Origin of the sequence: Microcoleus sp. S13_C3, from assembly GCF_036700905.1 — a bacterium.
Taxonomy (GTDB): domain Bacteria; phylum Cyanobacteriota; class Cyanobacteriia; order Cyanobacteriales; family Microcoleaceae; genus Microcoleus.
In genome coordinates this window covers 56828-76930 of record NZ_JAUBPT010000015.1, presented here as the reverse complement: position 1 = coordinate 76930, position 20103 = coordinate 56828, and the positions used below count along the sequence as shown (strand labels likewise).

The 20103-nt window shown below is 44.6% G+C and carries 15 protein-coding genes; 10 read left to right on the top strand and 5 right to left on the bottom strand.

The genetic code is table 11. The annotated features are described in order from the left end of the window. Positions 1-273: 273 nt before the first annotated feature. The 3 genes from QUA16_RS06800 to QUA16_RS06790 form a co-directional block, all read right to left on the bottom strand. Positions 274-1029 (bottom strand): DUF2993 domain-containing protein, encoded by a 756-nt coding sequence (locus QUA16_RS06800; RefSeq protein WP_333070977.1) that lies wholly within the window; start codon positions 1027-1029, stop codon positions 274-276. Positions 1030-1156: 127 nt separating this feature from the next. Continuing rightward, entirely contained in the window at positions 1157-1750 is a 594-nt protein-coding gene (locus QUA16_RS06795; RefSeq protein ID WP_333105966.1) for a pentapeptide repeat-containing protein, read from the bottom strand. Between the two features lie 101 nt (positions 1751-1851). Further along, positions 1852-3261, bottom strand: coding sequence for an HD domain-containing phosphohydrolase (locus tag QUA16_RS06790; protein WP_333105967.1), 1410 nt, complete (start codon positions 3259-3261; stop codon positions 1852-1854). Positions 3262-3984: 723 nt separating this feature from the next. On the opposite strand from QUA16_RS06790, the gene QUA16_RS06785 reads away from it, so the two are divergent. From QUA16_RS06785 to QUA16_RS06755, 7 genes are all read left to right on the top strand, one after another. Then, on the top strand, positions 3985-4752 hold the full coding sequence (locus QUA16_RS06785) for a DUF2993 domain-containing protein (RefSeq protein WP_333181064.1): 768 nt from the start codon (positions 3985-3987) through the stop codon (positions 4750-4752). A gap of 234 nt (positions 4753-4986) precedes the next feature. Beyond that, positions 4987-5559, top strand: a complete 573-nt coding sequence (locus tag QUA16_RS06780) for a DUF6658 family protein (RefSeq protein ID WP_333105970.1) — start codon at positions 4987-4989, stop codon at positions 5557-5559. Positions 5560-6107: 548 nt separating this feature from the next. Further along, the gene (locus QUA16_RS06775) at positions 6108-6509 is read left to right on the top strand and encodes a SpoIIE family protein phosphatase (protein WP_445252184.1); all 402 of its coding nucleotides are present in this window, start codon (positions 6108-6110) and stop codon (positions 6507-6509) included. A 561-nt stretch (positions 6510-7070) separates the two neighbouring features. Further along, complete coding sequence (locus QUA16_RS06770) at positions 7071-9863, top strand: ATP-binding protein (RefSeq protein ID WP_333181063.1); 2793 nt, start codon at positions 7071-7073, stop codon at positions 9861-9863. A 21-nt stretch (positions 9864-9884) separates the two neighbouring features. Further along, positions 9885-11144 carry a response regulator gene (locus tag QUA16_RS06765; protein WP_333104493.1) on the top strand — a complete coding sequence of 420 codons (1260 nt, stop codon included), beginning with the start codon at positions 9885-9887 and terminating at the stop codon, positions 11142-11144. Positions 11145-11873: 729 nt separating this feature from the next. After that, a complete protein-coding gene (gene hisF / locus QUA16_RS06760; protein WP_333104492.1) occupies positions 11874-12665 on the top strand; it encodes an imidazole glycerol phosphate synthase subunit HisF in 792 nt (263 codons plus the stop codon). A 448-nt stretch (positions 12666-13113) separates the two neighbouring features. After that, positions 13114-13455 (top strand): low temperature-induced protein, encoded by a 342-nt coding sequence (locus QUA16_RS06755; RefSeq protein ID WP_333104490.1) that lies wholly within the window; start codon positions 13114-13116, stop codon positions 13453-13455. A gap of 161 nt (positions 13456-13616) precedes the next feature. Here QUA16_RS06755 and QUA16_RS06750 read toward each other — a convergent pair whose 3' ends face one another. Beyond that, the gene (locus tag QUA16_RS06750; protein WP_333104488.1) at positions 13617-14630 is read right to left on the bottom strand and encodes a sulfate/molybdate ABC transporter ATP-binding protein; all 1014 of its coding nucleotides are present in this window, start codon (positions 14628-14630) and stop codon (positions 13617-13619) included. Positions 14631-15020: 390 nt separating this feature from the next. Between QUA16_RS06750 and argC the strand changes: the two genes are divergently transcribed. Then, positions 15021-16079, top strand: a complete 1059-nt coding sequence (gene argC, locus QUA16_RS06745; protein WP_333104486.1) for an N-acetyl-gamma-glutamyl-phosphate reductase — start codon at positions 15021-15023, stop codon at positions 16077-16079. Positions 16080-16293: 214 nt separating this feature from the next. On the opposite strand, the gene eno is transcribed toward argC, so the two are convergent. Beyond that, positions 16294-17574 (bottom strand): phosphopyruvate hydratase, encoded by a 1281-nt coding sequence (gene eno / locus QUA16_RS06740; RefSeq protein ID WP_445252094.1) that lies wholly within the window; start codon positions 17572-17574, stop codon positions 16294-16296. Positions 17575-17876: 302 nt separating this feature from the next. On the opposite strand from eno, the gene QUA16_RS06735 reads away from it, so the two are divergent. Beyond that, positions 17877-18791, top strand: a complete 915-nt coding sequence (locus QUA16_RS06735) for a calcium-binding protein (protein ID WP_333104484.1) — start codon at positions 17877-17879, stop codon at positions 18789-18791. Positions 18792-19087: 296 nt separating this feature from the next. Beyond that, complete coding sequence (locus tag QUA16_RS06730; RefSeq protein ID WP_333104482.1) at positions 19088-19990, top strand: calcium-binding protein; 903 nt, start codon at positions 19088-19090, stop codon at positions 19988-19990. Positions 19991-20103 lie beyond the last annotated feature (113 nt).

Sequence of the window (20103 nt, the reverse complement as noted above, 5' to 3'; positions counted from 1 at the left end):
TTAATTGGGTCAACAGGTAAAAAATGAGTAAAATTACTCATTGACAATAGTGCTTTTAGCTTAACTTGTGAGTAATGCAGTGACATATAGCTTGGCCACACAGGTTTGGGTGTACCCAATTTTTGCGATCGAGACTATAGCGCGACCTTACCCTAGCAGCGCCACAGCTTAAAAACTGTCGCTAAAATAGCAAAACCCGCCTACGCGGGTTTTGCTGTTAAGCTATAAAATTTCTCAAACAAATCGGATTTGGCCAGCTCAGCAGGCTGAGGTTTAGCGCTTGCCTTTGGGGAACTGTTCGATACCAGCCCAACCGTAGAAAACCAGCTCGTCATTCTGAACTCGGCAGCGGTCTACTCGCAGTTGAGTGCCTTCTAAGGCAAATTTGTCTAAGTCTAGCAAGTTATTTACGTGGGCAATTATAGCTTGACCCAAGTCTACTGCTTGCCCGTCACCGCCGTAAGTAACGCTGACAAATTGGATTTTACGCCGGTCTTCTACTTGCAATTGAGCTGTAATATCTATTTTGACCGGCTCGCTGGCATCGCCTACGGTAATTTCGGACTGAAGCCGAATTGATTTGTCGGTTCCGAAGCTGACTTCAGTGTTTTGAAAGTGCAGAGATTGCTCTTGGTACTTCAGCTTCTGGAGTTTTTCAACTACAAAAGGTGTATTGAATGAGGTGGTTAAATCCGATCGACTTAAGACTACTCGCATATTTGCCTGGGTAGGCTGCCGTAATTTCACTTGACCTGCAAAAATCGCTCCAAAATCAATGGAGAGTGCTTGCAGGTAGAGTTCCATCACTTCTATGCGAAGGCCGTTGTACATCAACATACCTTTGCCAACGAAGTCGAAACCGTCGATGCTTCCCTGCAAGAGTTTGGCTACTGGTTCGACTCGGATGTTGGCCTCGGCCTTTTCTGAACGCTTGAATAAGGCTGCGATCGCAGCTCCTGCTACTTTACTAACAAGGCGATCGCCACTTTGACCTTGAAAGGATGTACCGCTAAACAAAGCTGCTACCATTTATTCGTTTGCTCATCTACAGTCGCCATTATAACCCTATATTAAGAAATGTAAAAATCGCTTGTGCTTATTCACCTCATAAGCAGATCTTGTTTTTTGTCTGTCTTCTAAACAACATTCTTGAAATTTAAAGGCTCAGGGGGGTGCCTTGGAGACAAGCGCGATCGAGCAAAGCTCCATCCCAAAGGGTTTTTTCCATCATGGCGCAAAGCAAATTAGCCCCCGTCAGGTTAGCGCCCCGCAGTACGGCTCCATTCAGGATCGCTTCTTCCAAGTCAGCTCCCGACAAATCAGCGCCGGACAAATTAGCATGGCTCAAATCGGCACCAAGCAAAATTGCCCTAGCCAAAGCAGCGCCCCGCAAATCGGCACCGCGCAAATCGACACCGCTCAAATCCAAATTGCCGATGGATGCCGCCGTCAAAAAAGCACCCCCAAAACTTGCGTCGCGGACTAAAGCGTTAGCGAAGGAAGCGCCCCGCAAATCGGCATTGCGAAAATCTGCGCCTCGCAAGTCAGCGCCGCTCAAGTCAGCGCCGCGGAGGTTGGCTCGCAATACTGCCCGCTGCAAGTTAGCGCCGGCGAGATTAGCTCCACTCAAGTTGGCTTGAGACAAGTTAGCACCGGCGAGATCCGCTCCCGCTAAGTCTTGGCCGGCTAAATCAGTGCCGGCTAACATCAAAATTTTGCCTTTGCGTATGGCTTCGAGGTCATTAGTCATTAGTCAGTTGTCTGTTGTTGGTTGTCAGTTGTTGGTTAACAGTCAACAGTTAACAGTTAACAGTCAACAGTCAACAGTCAACAGTCAACAGTCGAGTTATTTTATAATGCCGGAGCGGCCGAGGTCGTTCGATCGCCCTCCTCCAACCATACATTCGGCAGTTGGCTGGGCCGAGTTGGTAACTGCATGAAACCAATTTCTGTCAGTCTGACGACGTTGCTGAGAGTTTCCACCAAAGCCGGATCGAAGCGAGTGCCTGACAGTTCCCGGCACTCTTCCAAAGCTTCGCTCAAACTCAAAGCCGGACGATCGCCACGCGGTTGAGTCAGTTCTTGAAAATAAGCGACCAACCCCAAAATCCGCGAAGCAATCGGTATCGCTTCGGCTCGCAAACCGTCTGGCCTGCCGCTGCCGTCCCAATATTCGAGTTTATGCTTGACAATTTCCGCTACGGGTGCTAGTTCCGGCATTGCTTGCAGCAGTTGGGAACCAATGAAACTGCGATCGCGCCAAAACGAGAAAGTTGCTTCGTCAAAAGCATCGGGAGTGCGATCGAACACCTCATTCGGGGCCGAAACTAAGCCGACTCGAAATAGCAATCCAGCCAGCCGCAGCCTCCGCAACTGCAAAGCCGGCAAATCCAGCATTTGACCCAAAGTTTCCGACAAAGCCGCCACCTGCAAAGACGCTGTAGGATTGGAGGTATCGCGTTCGTCTACGCGCTGGGCCATCCGCAGAAAAGCTTGAAGTTTGTTAGCGTTCAAATTGCGGCTGACGCGCAAAGCTTGACCTTCCAATTCCCACAACTCGCGGGTTTGGCGGTTAATTGCCACCATTTGCTGCTGAGAACTTTGCAGGTAAGTGACGATCCGCGATACCACCCCACTAATGTCGGCCAAGGGCGGGCCTTTAGTTGCCAGGATTTCGTGGTGCATTTCCAGCAAACTTTCGGCTAGGGGGGCGTTGTAATGTCGCGTCTGTTCTATAAAAATTTCTGCAGCAGCCGACACCAAAGACTGGTCAAACGACCACAAACCGTAGAACTTTCGTTCTATATCTACTTCCGGCTTGCCATCGGGCAAGTATTCCTGGTCTGAAAGTTCGCGACAAAGCACCATTGCTTTGTATGTCGGGGCGAGGATGATTAAATTCCATTCTTGGATTATGGGGTCGCTCTCATCGAGATTTATTAAAGATACATTTTCTAATTGAGCGGTTTTGTGGGTAGCGAAACCGCTGTCGGCTACTGCACCGATGACAACGCGCCGAGAGGCATTAGCAATATCTAGGTAGCGATCGGCTTCCTGTAAATACCATTTTCCCTGCTGAAACATCACCAAAACTAGGGGTTGGAGTTCGCTCTTGTCCCCGCCACTGGTTTGCAAAATGTGGTCTTCTAGGGCGTGACACAGGGCTACGAGGGTGTTTTTGAAGTATACCCCGTAGCTAGAAGGCAGTTTTCCGCCGGGAAGTGTAGCTTGTAGTCTAGCGAGAGTTGATTCTGAATTCATCAGAAAAATGAGCCTGAAACCCCGTCCTTCTAGGACGGCTTTACATTGGATTGGGGTGGAGGGGTATGGTTGCCCCTCCGTGGAGATGTGGTCTTCTCCAAAACTCCCTTACGGGTAAAGTTAGCACGCGCCTTTGTTTTGAGAGCTTGTTAAACTTGCAGCACTGTAAAGCGTGACCTTAAAACTGTTTAACTGCAAATGACAGACAGGGGACTAGCTTCGCATCAAGCGGGTGTCGTGACTCAAAAAACGTAGACCTCGAAAGTATACGGCCCGTCAGGACGGCTCGCAAGAATCTCTTACAAGCCTCATGCCTGATAGCTGAGGTTCCTGACTGCAAAAAGCGGTGGCTGCTCTTACTTATTGTAGCGGGCGATCGAACTTCTCGAAAAGACTTTTGGCAAAAATCCGAGTTTTTGATTTTTCACCGCTTCGCAACGAACCCAATCGATTTTAGATTTTAGATTTTAGATTTTAGATTTTAGAATTGACCCCACGGATAAATTCGGGGGCAAGTTTCATCGGATACAGGTTTTTTATTTTGGGACGGATGAATCACGTGGCGGGTATGCTGGATGCTTGATTGTCAATGTAGAGTGCGCCGAACAGTACCTGATTAATTTTAGCCCTTTTCTGGAAACCCTCTGTCTTTGGCTGAGTTTTTTTCAGACGAGAAACCAGCCGAGAGGAAGACGGTAAATGACTTAGGTATTAACTACTATTTTGAAAACAATATTATTAGGAATTCTGAGCGTGCTTCAACAAAATAGAAGTTTAGGGGAACAGGCGATCGACAAAGTGGCGGAGATTGCTATTGCGAGCAAATTAGACGAATCCGAAACTTTGTCTGTCACAGTCAACACCGATCCGATCCAGCTAGCCCAGGGTTCAGTAGAGGCCGTTGCGGTTGAGGGCACAGGGTTGGTAATGCAACAAGATTTGCGCGTGGAAGATTTGCAAATTCACATAAAGGATATTGCTGTCAATCCGCTAACCGCTATGTTTGGCAAAATTGAACTGAACGGGCCTGCCTTCGGTGCGGCACGCGCTGTTTTAACAGAAAGCGATATCAACCGCGCTTTTAATTCCGAATACATCAGCAGGAAACTGAAAAACTTAAAAGTTACTGTTGAGGGACAACACCAGACAATAGACGTTAAAACTATTGAGTGCCAATTGCTAGCCGGAAAAATCGCTTTAAATGCTGAGGTATTGGTGCGGGAAACTGCCTCCACGGAAAAAATTTATTTTACATCAAAACCTCAGATCGCAGGGGGCGGTTGGGCAATTTCTCTTCAAGATGTCGAGTATCCCGAAAACAAGGAATTTTCGCCGGAGTTAACAGCAGCTTTGGCGGACAAAGCTGGTGAGGTTTTAAACTTGCGAAATTTTGAACTTGAGGGAATGTCCCTGCGAATTCAGCAGCTAAATGTGGAAGCTGGTGTGCTGACTTTACAAGCTGAAGCGAAAGTCGAAAAATTCCCTAATTAAGAGCTTGTAGGGTGTGTCAAAAACAAAAAAGCTCTTCAATTCCAGCAACTATTGGAACTGGCGCACCCTACCATTATGCTTTGCTCTGGAAAAATCTCCGCAGTTTATGAAATCCCTCTAAAGTTAGAAAAAAGTCGATAGCTACCCCCACCAAAATATCACCGCCGTTAGAGGCAGGCATGGGGAGTTTACTTTTATTCTTAACAAGTAGTAGTAAAAAATCGGAAAAGTTTTGTGAACACTGTAACTGCTTTTGTTAAAAGACTGCGTATCGGTCAATTTTTGACTGTATTGATGGCAGGTGTACTGCTGTTTACCAGCACCGCTTGCAATTCGGGCGATGTTCGAGGTGCTCGGCCTGAGAATCCTCCCGTCCAAATGGGAGGAATGAATAATCCTCACAAGGCCGGTGGTGATGGATATACGAATTATCAAATGTCTACTGACCCTAAAGTCAATCAATCGCCTGCTAAAGCAGAAAAGAATCGGGCTGATTTGTCGATCGTGGGCGATCGTCTTCTGGCCTCGACTACCGGTGAATCTAATTCCTCAAAGCTGCTTTATCCGGGTTCTGCACCGATGGAAACTGACAAGTTCGACCTCGAACTCGGCGGAGATAAAACTCTGTTAGAAGCGCCAGACGGACAGCCTGCTAAGGCTCAACCCGTATTCGATCGCAGCGATCCCGATGCCAATATTTTAGAGAGAGTAGGCGCAGCCTTTAAGGATGCTTCTGGTTTCCTCAAAGATAGCGCTGAAGATGCCAAGGAAAGTTCGGTTACGAAACTCAATCCGCTGCAAAAATAAGCCAGTGGGAGCAAAGATGATGTAGGGGCTGTCTGGAATTAGCCCCTACATAAATAATATAATTTATTAAAAATATATAAGCGATTATAGAGATGCCATCTGCTAAACAAGATTAATGCTTTTTTGATATGCACAGCAATATATTTTACATTTGATGGGATTTCTGCGGCGAATTGCCGACAGTATTTCTGGTAATTTCAATCAGGGAGAGTAAATGTAAAACCTATTGATTAACATGGACTATTTTACCATAAATTAACCGGACTGGGTTGTTGATTTCGTGAGCTACTCCACCGACTAACTGTGCTAAACTCGACATTTGTTCGGAGTGAATTAGCTAAAGATGCCAAGGAAAGTTCTGTTACCAAACTTAAATTTTAAGATTATTTGACCGCTCAAGGAAAAACCCTAAACACTTTTAGGGGTAAAGAAGCATTGTAATGCTGGATAAAATACCAGGTAGCTCCCACATGATTGGAAAGCTTTTTATAAAATGACCGAGTTTTTATTACAATATTGAGAACTCATTGGCATCAGGGTGCTATTGAATCTTTCTATATCAGAAGTTTTGCCCTGATCTCTCCCGACAGATTGGTGTCGCTTGCGAGGGAAAACTTTTTCCTATAGCCCTCCACGATGACATTGCTGAGTTCATCAGTCATATTTCAATGGAGCTACAGCTAGGAGAGGGGATAGTGCTATATACCGATGGTATTCCCGAAGCAAAAGACATTCACAAAAAACAATATGGCGTGGAGGCGATGTGTGAAGTCATTAGCAAAAACTGGCATTTATCGGCTGGGGAAATCAAGCAAGCGGTGATTGACGATGTGCGGCGACATATTAACACTAAAAAAGTGTTTAATGACCTCATTTTTTTGCTTTTGAAGCGACAGCTAGAAACTCCTAATAATGCACCGCAACAACTGGAACTCATGCTGAAGGTGTGAGTTATTCTTAGTTAACCGCTATACCTGTGATATCTTTTGATAAATTGTTTGAGCAGTTTTATTAGCCCGAGTTTTCAGCCTCAGCCTAACTAAAATTGCACAGGGAATATGATTTCTTTGAATCAGCTTTCAAGAGAGCGCAGATATAGAACATATCAACGGGGTATAATATACCTGCGTTCGATGTAAGAGAATATGTTCAAATCTTTTGGTAGTGTTAGTTACAGCTAATTCCTCACTTGTCAATAATGTGTTAAGTAGAAGACTTAATGACAATATAGGCAGTTATTGCGAATATTCGCAATAACTGCCGAAGAAAAGGAAACTCTAAAACTCATGGAGCCAAGTAAGGATAATAGTTTGAGGCTTATTCCTGATGTCGAGATCAGGTAATACAGGCGAAGGTGACTCGTTGAGCTAATAATACAAAACAGCCAAGGAACACCTTCCTTTGACTAAACTACTCAGAAAGCCACAAATATTTACTCATTTCACCTTATTAGTGCTGAATCATAAATAGATCCTCCCGGAAAAAGTCCCCCCCCAAATATCATGGTGACAATGAAATTATCTACATCCAAACCTAAGAAATCTTTAACCCGTCAGACGCTGACACAGATGGGGTGGAGAATCAGTGCTGTGATTGTTTTCTTTACTACGGTTAGTTATTTTCATTTAGTTTCAACTCTGACATCTGAAAGCCTAGATAGACTTGCTAAATATATTACAGAAAGGGGTCAACGGGAACGCACTTTATTTGCCTTAGCTGAAGATAATCATAAGTTGCTCAAACAAGCTTTATTAGAGCAACTAAAAGCAGAAGCAGAGCGCGATCCAAAAGCTGAATTCGATCGCAACTTTGTCAAATATCCAGATGGCTCAATTCGCAATCGCCCTGAACTGTTTCAAATCGACAAGACTGGGGGCTTATTCCTCGGAAAAAATGTCAATGTTAATACTGAAATGCAGCGACGAATAGTGGCTTTCTATAAAACAATAAATGCTTATGGCCCAGCCTGGCGCAATCGCTTTGCTAACACCTATACGCAAATTCCTGAGAATGGTCTGATAATTTATATGCACCAGTATCCCTGGTCGCTAAAAGCACCTTCTAGTGAATCGTTCCGCGTCACAGATGATGAGTCATTCCAAATTACCCGCCCTATGCACGATCCAGGACGCAAAACAGTCTGGACAGGCATTTATTACGACCAAGTAGCTGTAGCTTGGATGGCATCCTGTGTGACACCATTAGATGTAGATGGCAAGCATATTGCTACAATCGGGCATGATATTTTAATAGATGATTTGCAGAAACGGACTATTAATGAAGGACTGAAAGGGACATACAACATGATTTTTCGAGCCGATGGGCGGCTAGTAGCTCACCCAGAACTTATGCAAAGTATTCAAAATGGAAATGGACAATTCTCCATCGCCCAATCAGGAGATGCTCATCTGCGGCGAATTTATGAATTAGTCAGGACTGATAAACAGGAAAATATGATTATTGACAATCCTGACTATGATGAATACTTGGGTGTGACTAGAATTGATGAGCCAAATTGGTACTTGGTCACAGTTTTCCCCAAATCTCTGCTCACCCACGAAGCCTTAGCTACTGCTCGCATGATTCTAGTGCTAGGGCTAAGTGCATTACTGATTGAAATTATTATTGTGTCCTTAATTTTAGGGCGAGAAATTTCTACACCACTCAATAAATTAATGGCGGCAACTGAGAGTATTGCTGCTGGCAATCTTGATGTTCAAGTTAATGTAAACCGCCAAAATGAATTGGGTCGTTTGGGATATTTATTTAACAAAATGGCTCAGCAAGTCCGCGAATCTTTTGCCGCGCTTGCGAAAACTAATGAGGAATTGGAACTGCGGGTTGAAGACAGAACTGTAGAGCTTAAACACGCGAAAGAAGTTGCCGATACTGCTAACCGTGCTAAGAGCGAGTTTCTAGCTAATATGAGCCACGAACTACGGACACCTCTCAATGGTATCTTAGGATATGCCCAAATTCTCCAGCGATCGAAACACATAGTTGAGTCAGATCAAAAAGGAATTAATATTATTAACCAATGTGGCTCTCACCTACTGACTCTGATTAACGATATCCTCGATTTTTCTAAAATCGAGGCCCAAAAAATGGAAATATATGCTACCGATTTTCATTTTCCCGCTTTTCTGCAAGCAGTAGTTGAAATTTGTAGAATTAGGGCAGATCAAAAGGGAATTGATTTTATCTATACCATGGAAGGTCAACTCCCAGTGGGGATTGTTGCGGATGAAAAGCGATTGCGACAGGTATTGATTAACTTATTAGGCAATGCTATTAAGTTTACGGAAAAAGGTAGCGTAAAATTTATAATTACATCAAAACTCTTGGAAGATGAGGTCAGGAAACTACCTTTATATCGAATTAGGTTTCAAGTGGAAGATACAGGAATTGGGATAGCGAGCGCTCATGTGAAAAATATCTTTTTGCCATTTGAGCAGTCTGGTAATATGAAGAAGCAATCTGAAGGTACTGGACTAGGATTAGCTATCAGCAAAAAGATTGTTGATATGATGGGCAGTAGATTGGAAGTTGAAAGTGAATTAGGCAAAGGTAGTGTTTTCTGGTTCGAGATAGATTTACCAGAAGCTAAGGAATGGGCCAAAAACACTAAAAGTTCTGAGCAGGGCGTTATCATTGGTTTTAAGGGCGATAGCCCCAAAGTTCTAGTAGTAGATGACCATTGGGAAAACCGTTCTGTTATTGTCAATTTACTCAGCCCTATGGGATTTATACTTTATGAGGCTGAAAATGGTCAAGACGGATTGGACAAAATTGCTGAGGTGCAACCCAATCTGGTGATTAGTGATATTGTTATGCCGATTATGGATGGCTATGAAATGGTTAAAAGTTTGCGAAAATTACCATCATTTGCTAATTTATCAGTTATCGTGTCTTCAGCCAGTGTATTCGAGTCAGATATGCAAAAAAGTATAGAGATTGGAGCTAATGAATTTTTGCCCAAACCTATCCAAGCTGATAGCCTGTTAAATACGATCAAATCTCTCCTGAAATTAGAATGGATATATGAAGAGAAATTACAACCGCAAAGCACAAGAGAATTGACAAAACAAGTGGTTGAGATTGTGCCACCTTCGCATGATGACTTGCTAATATTGTATAATCTTAGTCGTAAGGGATTGATTAACGATTTACTACAAGAGTTGACGAGAATTGAACTTATAGACAAGGAGTTTATCCCTTTTATTCAACATCTGCGCGAATTTGCTAAAGCTTTCAAGCTCAAACAGGTGCGAACTTACATAGAGCAATACCTAAATACTCCCTAGCCCCCAAAATTTTGTAAATTTATGTATGCCATCCCCAGTAAATTATGTATGACTGAAAACTCAGACAATCAATCTATTTTGATTGTAGATGATAATCCCAATAACCTAGAAGTTCTAGCCCACATATTGACCGAGGTGGGTTATCAAGTTTCCGTTGCTATTGATGGTGAAACTGCGATTGAACAAGTAGAATATCATCCGCCCGAACTAATTTTGTTAGATATTATGATGCCGCCCGGTATTGATGGCTTTGAGACTTGCCGGCGATTGAAAGCCAATCCCTTAACCTGCGAAATTCCCATAATTTTTTTAAGTGCTTTATCTGATTCACATAATAAAGTCAATGGATTATCTGTAGGAGCCGTAGATTATGTTTCTAAGCCTTTCCAAAGTGAAGAAGTTTTAGCGAGGATTAGAATTCATTTAAAATTATATCATCTAACTAAAAAACTAGAACAACAGAAGCAACTGCTAGAAGAAAAAGTGGAATTACGGACTGTGGAATTATTAGCCGCTAAAGAAGCAGCCGAAGCAGCCAACATTGCAAAAAGCCAGTTTCTCGCCAACATGAGCCATGAACTTCGCACCCCTCTCAATGCGATTATTGGCTATAGCGAAATGTTGCAAGAAGAAGCCGAAGATTTAGATCAAAAATTTTTTATCCCAGATTTGAAAAAAATTAACGGTGCAGGCACACATTTACTTGGACTAATTAACGACATTCTTGACTTGTCCAAAATTGAATCGGGGAAGGTTGAACTTTACTTAGAAACCGTTGATATCTCAGATTTAATTAGGGAAGTCATCACCATGATTAAGCCACTGGTGGAGAAGAATGCTAATGTATTGGTAGTTAACTGTGAACCGAATTTGGGAGATATGAAAACCGACTTAACTAAGGTACGTCAGAGCTTATTTAATCTGCTTAGTAACGCTAGCAAATTTACCAAAAAAGGCATAATTAATCTTAGAGTAGAAAAAAAATATAGAAAATATGGAATAGTCGATGGAGAAGAACAGAAATCAGCCATTCCCTATATTTTATTTAAGATAAGTGATACTGGCGTTGGCATAGCTCCCGAACGAATGGAAAAACTATTTCAACCGTTCACCCAGGCTGATGCTTCAACTACACGAGAGTATGGGGGTACTGGATTAGGGTTAGCAATTACTAGAAATTTGTCTCGGATTATGGGTGGAGATACGTTGGTTGAAAGCGAGGTGGGTAAGGGTTCTACTTTTACTCTTATACTGCCAGTAGAAGTGATACTCCCAAAGTAAAACCCGTGAGCATAATTGCACTGTAAAAAACAATTTTTATAAAAGTGTCTATTTTACATCCCCCCATTCTTATGACCATCAGCGATTTTTAAGAAATCGGGCAAAAAAGCAAGAAGCTGTGGCGTGCCAAAGTTTATTCCAGCAGAAACGTTTTGAATAATATTAATAATTTTTTAGCAGACCCCAAATCGGACTGATTAAGGTGTGTTGTTCTGAGATGAACTGTTTGTGAGGAGCGTAGGGAACCACTAAGAGTAAAAATCCTCTATGCTAGAGTAAGCTGCTAAATGGCCTATATCTCGCTTTTGACCAAAGCATCCAGGATACAAGCCCCCGGATTCATTCGTTCGCAGACTCAGGACCGGTGAAATAAAAAACCTGTATCCGATGAAACTTGCCCCCCGAATTTCTCCGTGGGGTTAATGCTTCAAATCTAAAATCTAAAATCTAAAATCTAAAATCTAAAATCGATTGACGGCTTAGTTGAGGCAATCATTGCGACATTTATGATGATTTATCAAATTTTTAAAACGAATTTTATTTATTGTAACTGTTTTGTGATATCTGAGAGATGGATTATTTCTTGCCTGTCCAACTCGTTCTCCAGCTAGGAGTCAAGACCGCAAACAGGACGGCAAAAAATAACCCTGGCTTTCATTCCACCGCTAAGATGAGTACAGTTATAGCGGGGGACTTCCCGCCGAGTAAGTTAAATTGGAAGAGAATTGTATGTTGTCGAAAAGAATTTTACCTTGTCTGGATGTGAAAGCCGGTCGCGTGGTCAAAGGTGTCAATTTTGTCAATCTTCAGGATGCTGGCGATCCAGTAGAAATGGCTCAGGTTTACAATGATGCGGGTGCTGACGAGTTGGTGTTTCTGGACATTACGGCGACTCACGAAGACCGGAATATTATGATCGATGTGGTGTACCGCACGGCCGATCGAGTATTTATCCCTTTGACGGTGGGCGGCGGCATCCAATCCTTAGACACAATTAAAAGTTTATTGAGGGCGGGCGCGGATAAGGTGAGTATTAATTCGGCGGCGGTGCGCGATCCGAGTTTAATTGACAAAGCGAGCGATCGATTTGGTAATCAGTGCATTGTAGTGGCGATCGACGCTCGCAGACGGCAAGACGCGGATAATCCTGGTTGGGACCTGTACGTGCGCGGAGGGCGAGAAAATACCGGCAAAGATGCGATCGCCTGGGCCAAAGAAGCCGAACAGCGTGGCGCGGGCGAAATTCTGGTGACAAGCATGGACTCGGACGGCACTCAAGCCGGTTACGATTTGGAATTAACTCGCAGCATTGCCGAAATGGTCGAAATTCCCGTCATTGCTTCCGGCGGCGCCGGCAACTGTCACCACATCTACGAAGCCGTGACTGAGGGCAAAGCAGAAGCAGCCCTGCTGGCTTCCCTGCTGCATTACGGGCAACTCAGTGTAGGAGAAATTAAAACTTATCTAGCAAAATGTCAAGTTCCCGTGCGACAGCAGCAGCCATTAGTCATTAGTCATTAGTCATTAGTCATTAGTCAGTGGAGAGTCGGGGGCGTCTTAATATCTTGCAACATTTTCAACTAATCGCTCTGCGGGTTCACTCAAGTGCCCTCTCACAATGCAAACACGCTAAATAAACCCGCCGCCACCCCACAATAATACGCGTTACTGACATTGATACCGCTATCTGATCCGCATCCGAAGGCACTTATGTAGAATTTTTTTGATTCTACACAAGTGCCTTCTACATAAATGTCTTGGGGCGATCGACGCCCGTCATCTAGAAATATTCCCTGAGAAGGATTTCAAATACCCGCTTTTTCAGCTAAATATTATATATTAGCTCAATTTGAAAGAGAGCAACGGTTGCTTTTCTCAAACTTGAGTTAAAGATTGTGCAGAATATGAGTGAGCTTCAGCCTGTTAACAATCTTAGCGATCAAAACTTCTAAAAACGGAGAAATTTTGTATGTCTTTTATCAGCTTTAACTTCCCTGCCAAGCGTTTAGTCCGCAGTTTAATAGCTGTTTGTTTTTGTGCCTTGATGTTTGTTTCTAATGCTTTCCCCGCTTTTGCAGTTACTAGCAGCCCCACCAAAGGTGAAGACCAACTTTTAGGAATTGAAAAAGAATCTCAAGAAGTTGTACTGAAAAAACCAATGTCCTTGGAAGAAACTCAAGAAAAAGCCAGCAAAGGGCCCAACGAAGTTCAGGGAGACGCTGACATTGAAAAAATGAAAAATCCTTCCAATACACAAGCTACATCCTTTGAGCAACAAGTCAAAAAAGCTGTCAGCAAAATTAAAGACTAACTCAGCGCGCAGTAGTCAGCGGACAGTTGTTAGTAGAAAAGATTAGGGACACGGCGCGGTGCGGTGTCCCTAGAATTTTTTTTGTAGAGACACCGCACCACGCCACATCCTTTGAAAGGCAGTATCCAATCTAAATTTAGCTTTAGTTTTCAGACTTGCTCTTAGATGGAATAAAAAAGTGGAAAGGACTTGGCATCTTTCGGCTTTACGAACACTCTTTGCTGGGGCTGCAAGTGCAAGCTATCGAATCTTTCTCTAGTCAAATTAGCGTTTACTACTTGACCGTCATCTAAGGTTAATTCTACCTGAATTTCCCATCCCAAATGAATCAAGCGACTGATTCTGGCAGGCACTGTTGCACTATTTTCTGTAGTTTCAATTACTACGTCGTGAGGGCGCAAGAAAATCTCCGGGTTGGCTGAGTCAAAGCCGTTGTCTTGAAACATCCTTGAACTGCTGGGCAATACATTGACTGGACCGATAAAACTCATTACGAAAGCACTAGCGGGATGGTCGTAAATTTCTGCTGGTGTGCCTACTTGTTCGATTTTACCTTTATTCATTACTGTAATGCGATCGGCAACTTCCATCGCTTCTTCTTGATCGTGCGTCACAAAGACTGTGGTAACGTGAACTTCGTCGTGCAGTCGCCGCAACCAAGCGCGCAAATCTTTGCGAACTTTGGCATCGAGAGCTCCAAAAGGTTCGTCTAGCAGTAACACTTTCGGTTCCACAGCCAGGGCTCTGGCGAGGGCCACCCGCTGCCGCTGGCCTCCTGAAAGTTGCGACGGGTATCTATCGCCCAATCCTGCCAATTGCACTAAATTCAACAATTCTTCTACCCGCGATTTGACTTTCGCGGGCGGTGTTTTCTGAATTTGCATCCCGAAAGCGATGTTTTTTCGCACTGTCATGTGCTTGAATAGCGCGTAGTGCTGAAACACGAACCCAATTTTGCGGTCTTGGACGCTAGTATTGGTCGCATCTTGGCCTGTCAGCCAGATTTTGCCAGAGTCGGGCATTTCTAAACCGGCAATCAGCCGCAGCAGTGTAGACTTGCCGGAACCAGACGGGCCCAGCAATGCGACTAGGGAACCGGATTCAATTTTTAAGCTGACTTGATCGAGTGCTTGGAAACTGCCAAACTGTTTTGATACGTTTTCTACAACTATCATATACTTACCATTTATCAATACTTTCAGCCTTTAGCTGTGCAATTTCTATCAACACTCTACAACTATGCCCATTGTTCGTTCGGCAACAAAGCCGTGTACAAGATTTAACAGATTTAACGGATGGATGTTGAGCTTCGAGATTCGAGCTTCGAGCCAAAAATGTTAATCTCCGGTTTGTGGAGGGGTTAAGGTAAGTTTTTTTATAGCACGATCGCACATCCGTTTGTTAATTTTAGGGTTTTGGCGATCGGTCAAACAGCCGAAAATTAACAAAAATGCACGTCCAAAAAAAAACAACACAATTCTTTGCCACCAAAGTTGGCGTTTGGTACTACAATGCAGCAAAAGTTCAAGCGTTTTTGACTTCAACGGCTGAGGGGATAAAGGAAAATGGGAGATGTTGGACGTGTGCCTGTAGGAATTATCGGCGCTTCAGGGTACGGCGGCGTGCAACTTGTGCGACTGCTGGCAGATCACCCAGCGGCTGAAGTAGTCTATTTGGGCGGGGATAGCAGTGCGGGAAAACCTTTTTCCAGCCTTTATCCGCACCTGACTAACTGCATTGATTTGACAGTCGAGGCGATCGACCTAGACAAAATAGCGGCAAAATGCGAAGTTGTGTTTCTGTCGCTGCCGAACGGTTTAGCTTGCAAAATGGCACCGACGCTGATAGAAAAAGGCTGCAAAGTCTTGGATTTGTCGGCTGACTACAGATTTGAAAATCTGGAAACTTACAAAGCTTGGTACGGCGGGGATCGATCGGACTCTGCTTTAGCTGCCACGGCTGTTTACGGTTTGCCAGAATTGTATCGCGATCGCATTAAAAACGCTCAGTTAGTAGGCTGTGCCGGCTGCTACGTCACTGCTAGTTTGTTAGCCCTGGCACCTTTGCTCAAACAAGGTCTCATCGTGCCAGAAACAGCAATTATCGACGCCAAATCCGGTGCTTCGGGAGGGGGCCGCAAAGCCGAAGTTAATCTCTTGTTGGCTGAAGCAGAGGGTTCTCTGGGCGCTTACGGCGTTGGCCGCCACCGCCACACGCCAGAAATCGAGCAAATTTGCAGCGATTTAGCGGGACATGATATTAAAGTTCAGTTTACTCCCCACCTAATTCCGATGGTGCGGGGAATTCTGGCGACTGTGTACGCAACTTTGCGCGATCCGGGTTTGGTACGGGAAGATTTAATCACAATTTTCACTGCTTTTTACCGCAATTGTCCTTGGGTAAAAGTGTTGCCGGCTGGAGTTTACCCGCAAACAAAATGGGCTTGCGGCACAAATTTGTGTTACATCGGTGTGGAAGTCGATCCGCGTACTGACAGGGTGATTGTGCTGTCGGCGATCGACAATTTAATTAAGGGACAAGCCGGTCAAGGCATCCAGTGCATGAACTTGATGATGGGTTGGGAAGAAACTTTGGGTTTGCCACAATTGGCTTTCTATCCTTAATTATTGAGCATGGGGCATGGGGCATGGGGCATGGGCAATTGTTAATTGGTAATGGGTGGGGCGGGTTTACGAGATTGTTGGTTTTAGGCAATTATTTCGGGTAAAACCCGCCCCTACAGGATGTAAATTGCCGATGCCCGATGCCCGATGCCCAATTCCCGATGCCCAATTCCCGATGCCCGATGCCCGATGCCCGATGCCCGATTACCAAGTGTTATTTTGGCCCGTAACCGATCGACCCAGCATAAATTGCCCGATCGCCCAATTGGTCTTCAATCCGTAACAAACGGTTGTATTTGGCAACTCGTTCGCTGCGACACAAAGAACCAGTCTTGATTTGGCCGGCGCGAGTCGCTACGGCTAAATCGGCAATGGTGGTATCTTCAGTTTCACCGGAACGGTGGCTGATGATCGATCGATAGCTGTTCCGTTTGCCCAGGTCGATCGTATCCAAAGTCTCTGTCAAAGAACCAATTTGATTCAGCTTAATCAAAATCGAATTGCTAGCTTTCAAATCAATTCCTTTTTGCAGCCGCGTGCGATTAGTAACAAACAAATCGTCACCAACCAACTGAACTTTGCTGCCCATTTTCTGCGTCAGCGCTACCCAACTTTCCCAATCGTCTTCATGCAAACCATCTTCAATGGAAACAATCGGATATTGACTGGCCAAACCATCCAAATAATCGATTAATTCGGCCGGGGAATGAGCCACCCCGTCGTAAGTGTACTGCCCATCTTTGTAAAATTCGCTAGCAGCAACATCCAAAGCCAAAGCAACTTGTTCACCCGGTTTATAGCCAGCTTTTTCAATAGCTGCAATCAACAAATCCAAAGCTGCTTGATTGGATTTAAGATTAGGCGCAAAACCGCCTTCATCACCCACACCAGTCAGCAAACCCTCAGCTTTTAAGACTTTACTCAAGGATTCAAATACCTCTGCACCCCAGCGTAAAGCTTCTTTAAAAGAGGGCGCACCCACAGGGACAATCATAAATTCTTGAATGTCCACATTATTGTTAGCGTGAGAACCCCCGTTGATCACGTTCATCAAAGGCACGGGCAAAACGTTCGCCAAGGGCCCGCCCAAGTAGCGATAAAGGGGGAGTCCTAAAGTCTCGGCGGCCGCCTTTGCTGTGGCTAAGGAGACTCCGAGAATGGCATTTGCGCCGAGGTGGGATTTGTTCGGGGAACCGTCCAAGTCAATCATGGTTTTGTCTACCAGCGCTTGGTCGATCGCATCTAGATTAGCCAAAGCGGGGGCAATTTTGTGTTCGACGTTAGCGACGGCTTTTAGGACTCCTTTGCCACCATAACGGCTTTTGTCGTCGTCGCGGAGTTCGTGGGCTTCAAAAGAGCCTGTAGACGCGCCGCTGGGGACTTGGGCGAGTCCGACAACACCGTTGGCTAGGTAAACTTCAGCTTCAATGGTGGGGCGGCCACGGGAGTCGAGGATTTCTCTGGCTTGAATAGATTCGATCGCAGTGTCTAGCATATTAATTATTCCGGACTTAATTCAAGGTTTCATGACAATTAGCAGTCTCTGGGTTTTCCCACGCTGACTGCTGACGGGTAATAGAGTACGCGATCCCCAGAATTATTGGTGCACAGTTCAAAATATTTGCGGATTTGGACGAGCATATGGGTGTCAATAAGCTAGGCTTGTTGAATAAAGGTTTCCGGCAAGTTTGACAGTAATTTGATTGTTTTAACCCCAGATTCCCGCAGATTTCTTAATTGGAACCTTTGTTAAAATCATAATGTCAACAAAGTCAATCAAAAAAGGAGAAAATTATAATGTTAGAAACAAATCTCGGAGAAATTAGAGCATTAGCTGAAAATTCAGACCCTATTATTGCTGATCCCCCAAACACCAAATTACTCACAGGGCCCTTGCCAAATCCAGCCAGCGACCCCAACTTTTTTGACTTAACTCCCAATGACGACGCATTTCAATTAGCAAATGGAATTCTGCGGAATACTCCCGGAGGTTTGCGGGCCTTAGCTGGTAACGATTTTGTCAGAGGTTCAGGTGGTGCGGAACTGATGAACGGTAACAGCGGCACAGATACTTTAATCGGGGGTTGTGGCAGCGATACTATTCGTGGCGGCCAAGATTTTGACATTCTTTATGGAGAATGTGGCAGCGATTTTGTCAGCGGAGATCAAGGTGATGACTACGTATATGGAGGCACGGCCAATGACTTTATTCGGGGCGGTAAAGGCAATGATGCTTTAGTAGGAGAGAGTGGAAACGATACTCTAATCGGTGATGCTGGAATTGATAGACTTTGGGGAAGTGAAGGTGCAGATTTGTTTGTTCTCCGCACAGAATTGGGAGCAACTTCGGGGGAAATTGGTTCGCTTCAACCGCCTCCTAGTGGCAATTTTGATGTAGATGAAGTGCCTGCCGATTTTATTCTCGATTACAATCCGGCTGAAGGTGATGTAATTGGATTGGCGGGAGGACTGACGCGAAATGATATTGCTTTGAGCGAAAGGTTTTTAACAATTGGTGATGCCAGAGATTACGATAGCAGTGGCCCTTTTCCTCCTGGAATTCCTCGCACTGCTGATTTTAGAATTTTAAATACTAAGGCGACGGTGATTCGGGAAGCTACCAGTGGCAATATCTTGGGTTTGGTGAAGGATGTTTCGCCGGATCAACTTCAGTTTACCTCTGTGTCTGACGGGACGATCGCTCTAGGATAACTACCAACTGGTGGGCAAGGCTAATCTGCATAGCACGGAGGGGCGGAACGAAACGCCCATCCGACAACAACAAGGCTCTCAATCCTCGTTCCCAGGCTCTGCCTGGGAAGACATATCAGCGAGGCTCTGCCTCCCGATTCCTGACATAAATTAAACAATATTTAAAATTGCAAAAAATCCGCCACATCATATCCCAGTTTGATTGTTTTAACCCCAGATTGCTGCATATATCTTAATTGGAACCTTTGTTAAAATCAAAATGTCAACAACGTCAATCAAAGCAGGAGAAAATTATAATGTTAGAAACAAATCTCGGAGAAATTAGAGCATTAGCTGAAAATTCATACCCAATTATTGCTGATCCCCCAAACATCAAATTACTCACAGGGCCATTGCCACATCCAGGCAGCGACCCCAACTTTTTTGACTTAACTCCCAATAAGGACGCATTTCAGTTAGCCAACGGAATTCTGCGGAATACTCCCGGAGGTTTGCGGGCTTTAGAGGGTAACGATTTTGTCAGAGGTTCCGGTGGTGCGGAACTGATGAACGGTAACAGGGGCACAGATACTTTAATCGGAGGTTGTGGCAGCGATACTATTCGTGGCGGTCAAGGTTTTGACAAACTTTACGGAGAATGCGGCAGCGACATTCTCAGCGGCAATCAAGGCAATGACTACGCCTACGGAGGAACGGCAAATGACTTTGTTAGAGGCGGTCAAGGAAATGACAATTTAGTAGGAAACAGCGGCAACGATACTCTGATTGGTGATGCGGGAATTGACAAACTTTGGGGAAGTGAAGGTGCAGATTTATTTGTCCTCCGCAGAGAAGTGGGAGCAACTTCGGGGGAAATTGGTTCGACAGAGCCGGATTTTACTCTAGATATCGTCCCGGCAGATTTTATTCTAGACTACAATCCGGCTGAAGGTGATGTAATGGGATTGGCGTCTGGATTGACGCTAAATGATATTGTTTTGAGCGAAAGGTTGTTGAAGGTTGCTGATGCTAGAGATTTCGACAGCAGTGGCCCTTTTCCTCCGGGCCAGGATCGAACTCTGGATTTTAGAGTGCTCAATACTAAGGCGACGGTGATTAGAGAAGCTAGCACCGGCAATATCTTAGGTTTGGTGAAGGATGTTTCGCCGGATCAACTTCAGTTTATATCTGTATCGGATGCGACGATCGCTCTAGGATAATTACCAACTGGTGGGCAAGGCTAATTTGCATAGCACGGACGGGCTAAACGCCCATTCCACAAGAGGAAAAGCAAAATTCATACTCTTCCTAGGCTATGCCTGGGAACGCATTT

What these genes read in the sequence shown, in the direction of transcription:
- QUA16_RS06800 (WP_333070977.1), bottom strand. Translation starts at nt 1,029, where the DNA reads ATGGTAGCAGCTTTGTTTAGCGGTACATCCTTTCAAGGTCAAAGTGGC.
- QUA16_RS06795 (WP_333105966.1), bottom strand. Translation starts at nt 1,750, where the DNA reads ATGACTAATGACCTCGAAGCCATACGCAAAGGCAAAATTTTGATGTTA.
- QUA16_RS06790 (WP_333105967.1), bottom strand. Translation starts at nt 3,261, where the DNA reads ATGAATTCAGAATCAACTCTCGCTAGACTACAAGCTACACTTCCCGGC.
- QUA16_RS06770 (WP_333181063.1), top strand. Translation starts at nt 7,071, where the DNA reads ATGAAATTATCTACATCCAAACCTAAGAAATCTTTAACCCGTCAGACG.
- QUA16_RS06765 (WP_333104493.1), top strand. Translation starts at nt 9,885, where the DNA reads ATGTATGCCATCCCCAGTAAATTATGTATGACTGAAAACTCAGACAAT.
- hisF (WP_333104492.1), top strand. Translation starts at nt 11,874, where the DNA reads ATGTTGTCGAAAAGAATTTTACCTTGTCTGGATGTGAAAGCCGGTCGC.
- QUA16_RS06755 (WP_333104490.1), top strand. Translation starts at nt 13,114, where the DNA reads ATGTCTTTTATCAGCTTTAACTTCCCTGCCAAGCGTTTAGTCCGCAGT.
- QUA16_RS06750 (WP_333104488.1), bottom strand. Translation starts at nt 14,630, where the DNA reads ATGATAGTTGTAGAAAACGTATCAAAACAGTTTGGCAGTTTCCAAGCA.
- argC (WP_333104486.1), top strand. Translation starts at nt 15,021, where the DNA reads ATGGGAGATGTTGGACGTGTGCCTGTAGGAATTATCGGCGCTTCAGGG.
- eno (WP_445252094.1), bottom strand. Translation starts at nt 17,574, where the DNA reads ATGCTAGACACTGCGATCGAATCTATTCAAGCCAGAGAAATCCTCGAC.
- QUA16_RS06735 (WP_333104484.1), top strand. Translation starts at nt 17,877, where the DNA reads ATGTTAGAAACAAATCTCGGAGAAATTAGAGCATTAGCTGAAAATTCA.
- QUA16_RS06730 (WP_333104482.1), top strand. Translation starts at nt 19,088, where the DNA reads ATGTTAGAAACAAATCTCGGAGAAATTAGAGCATTAGCTGAAAATTCA.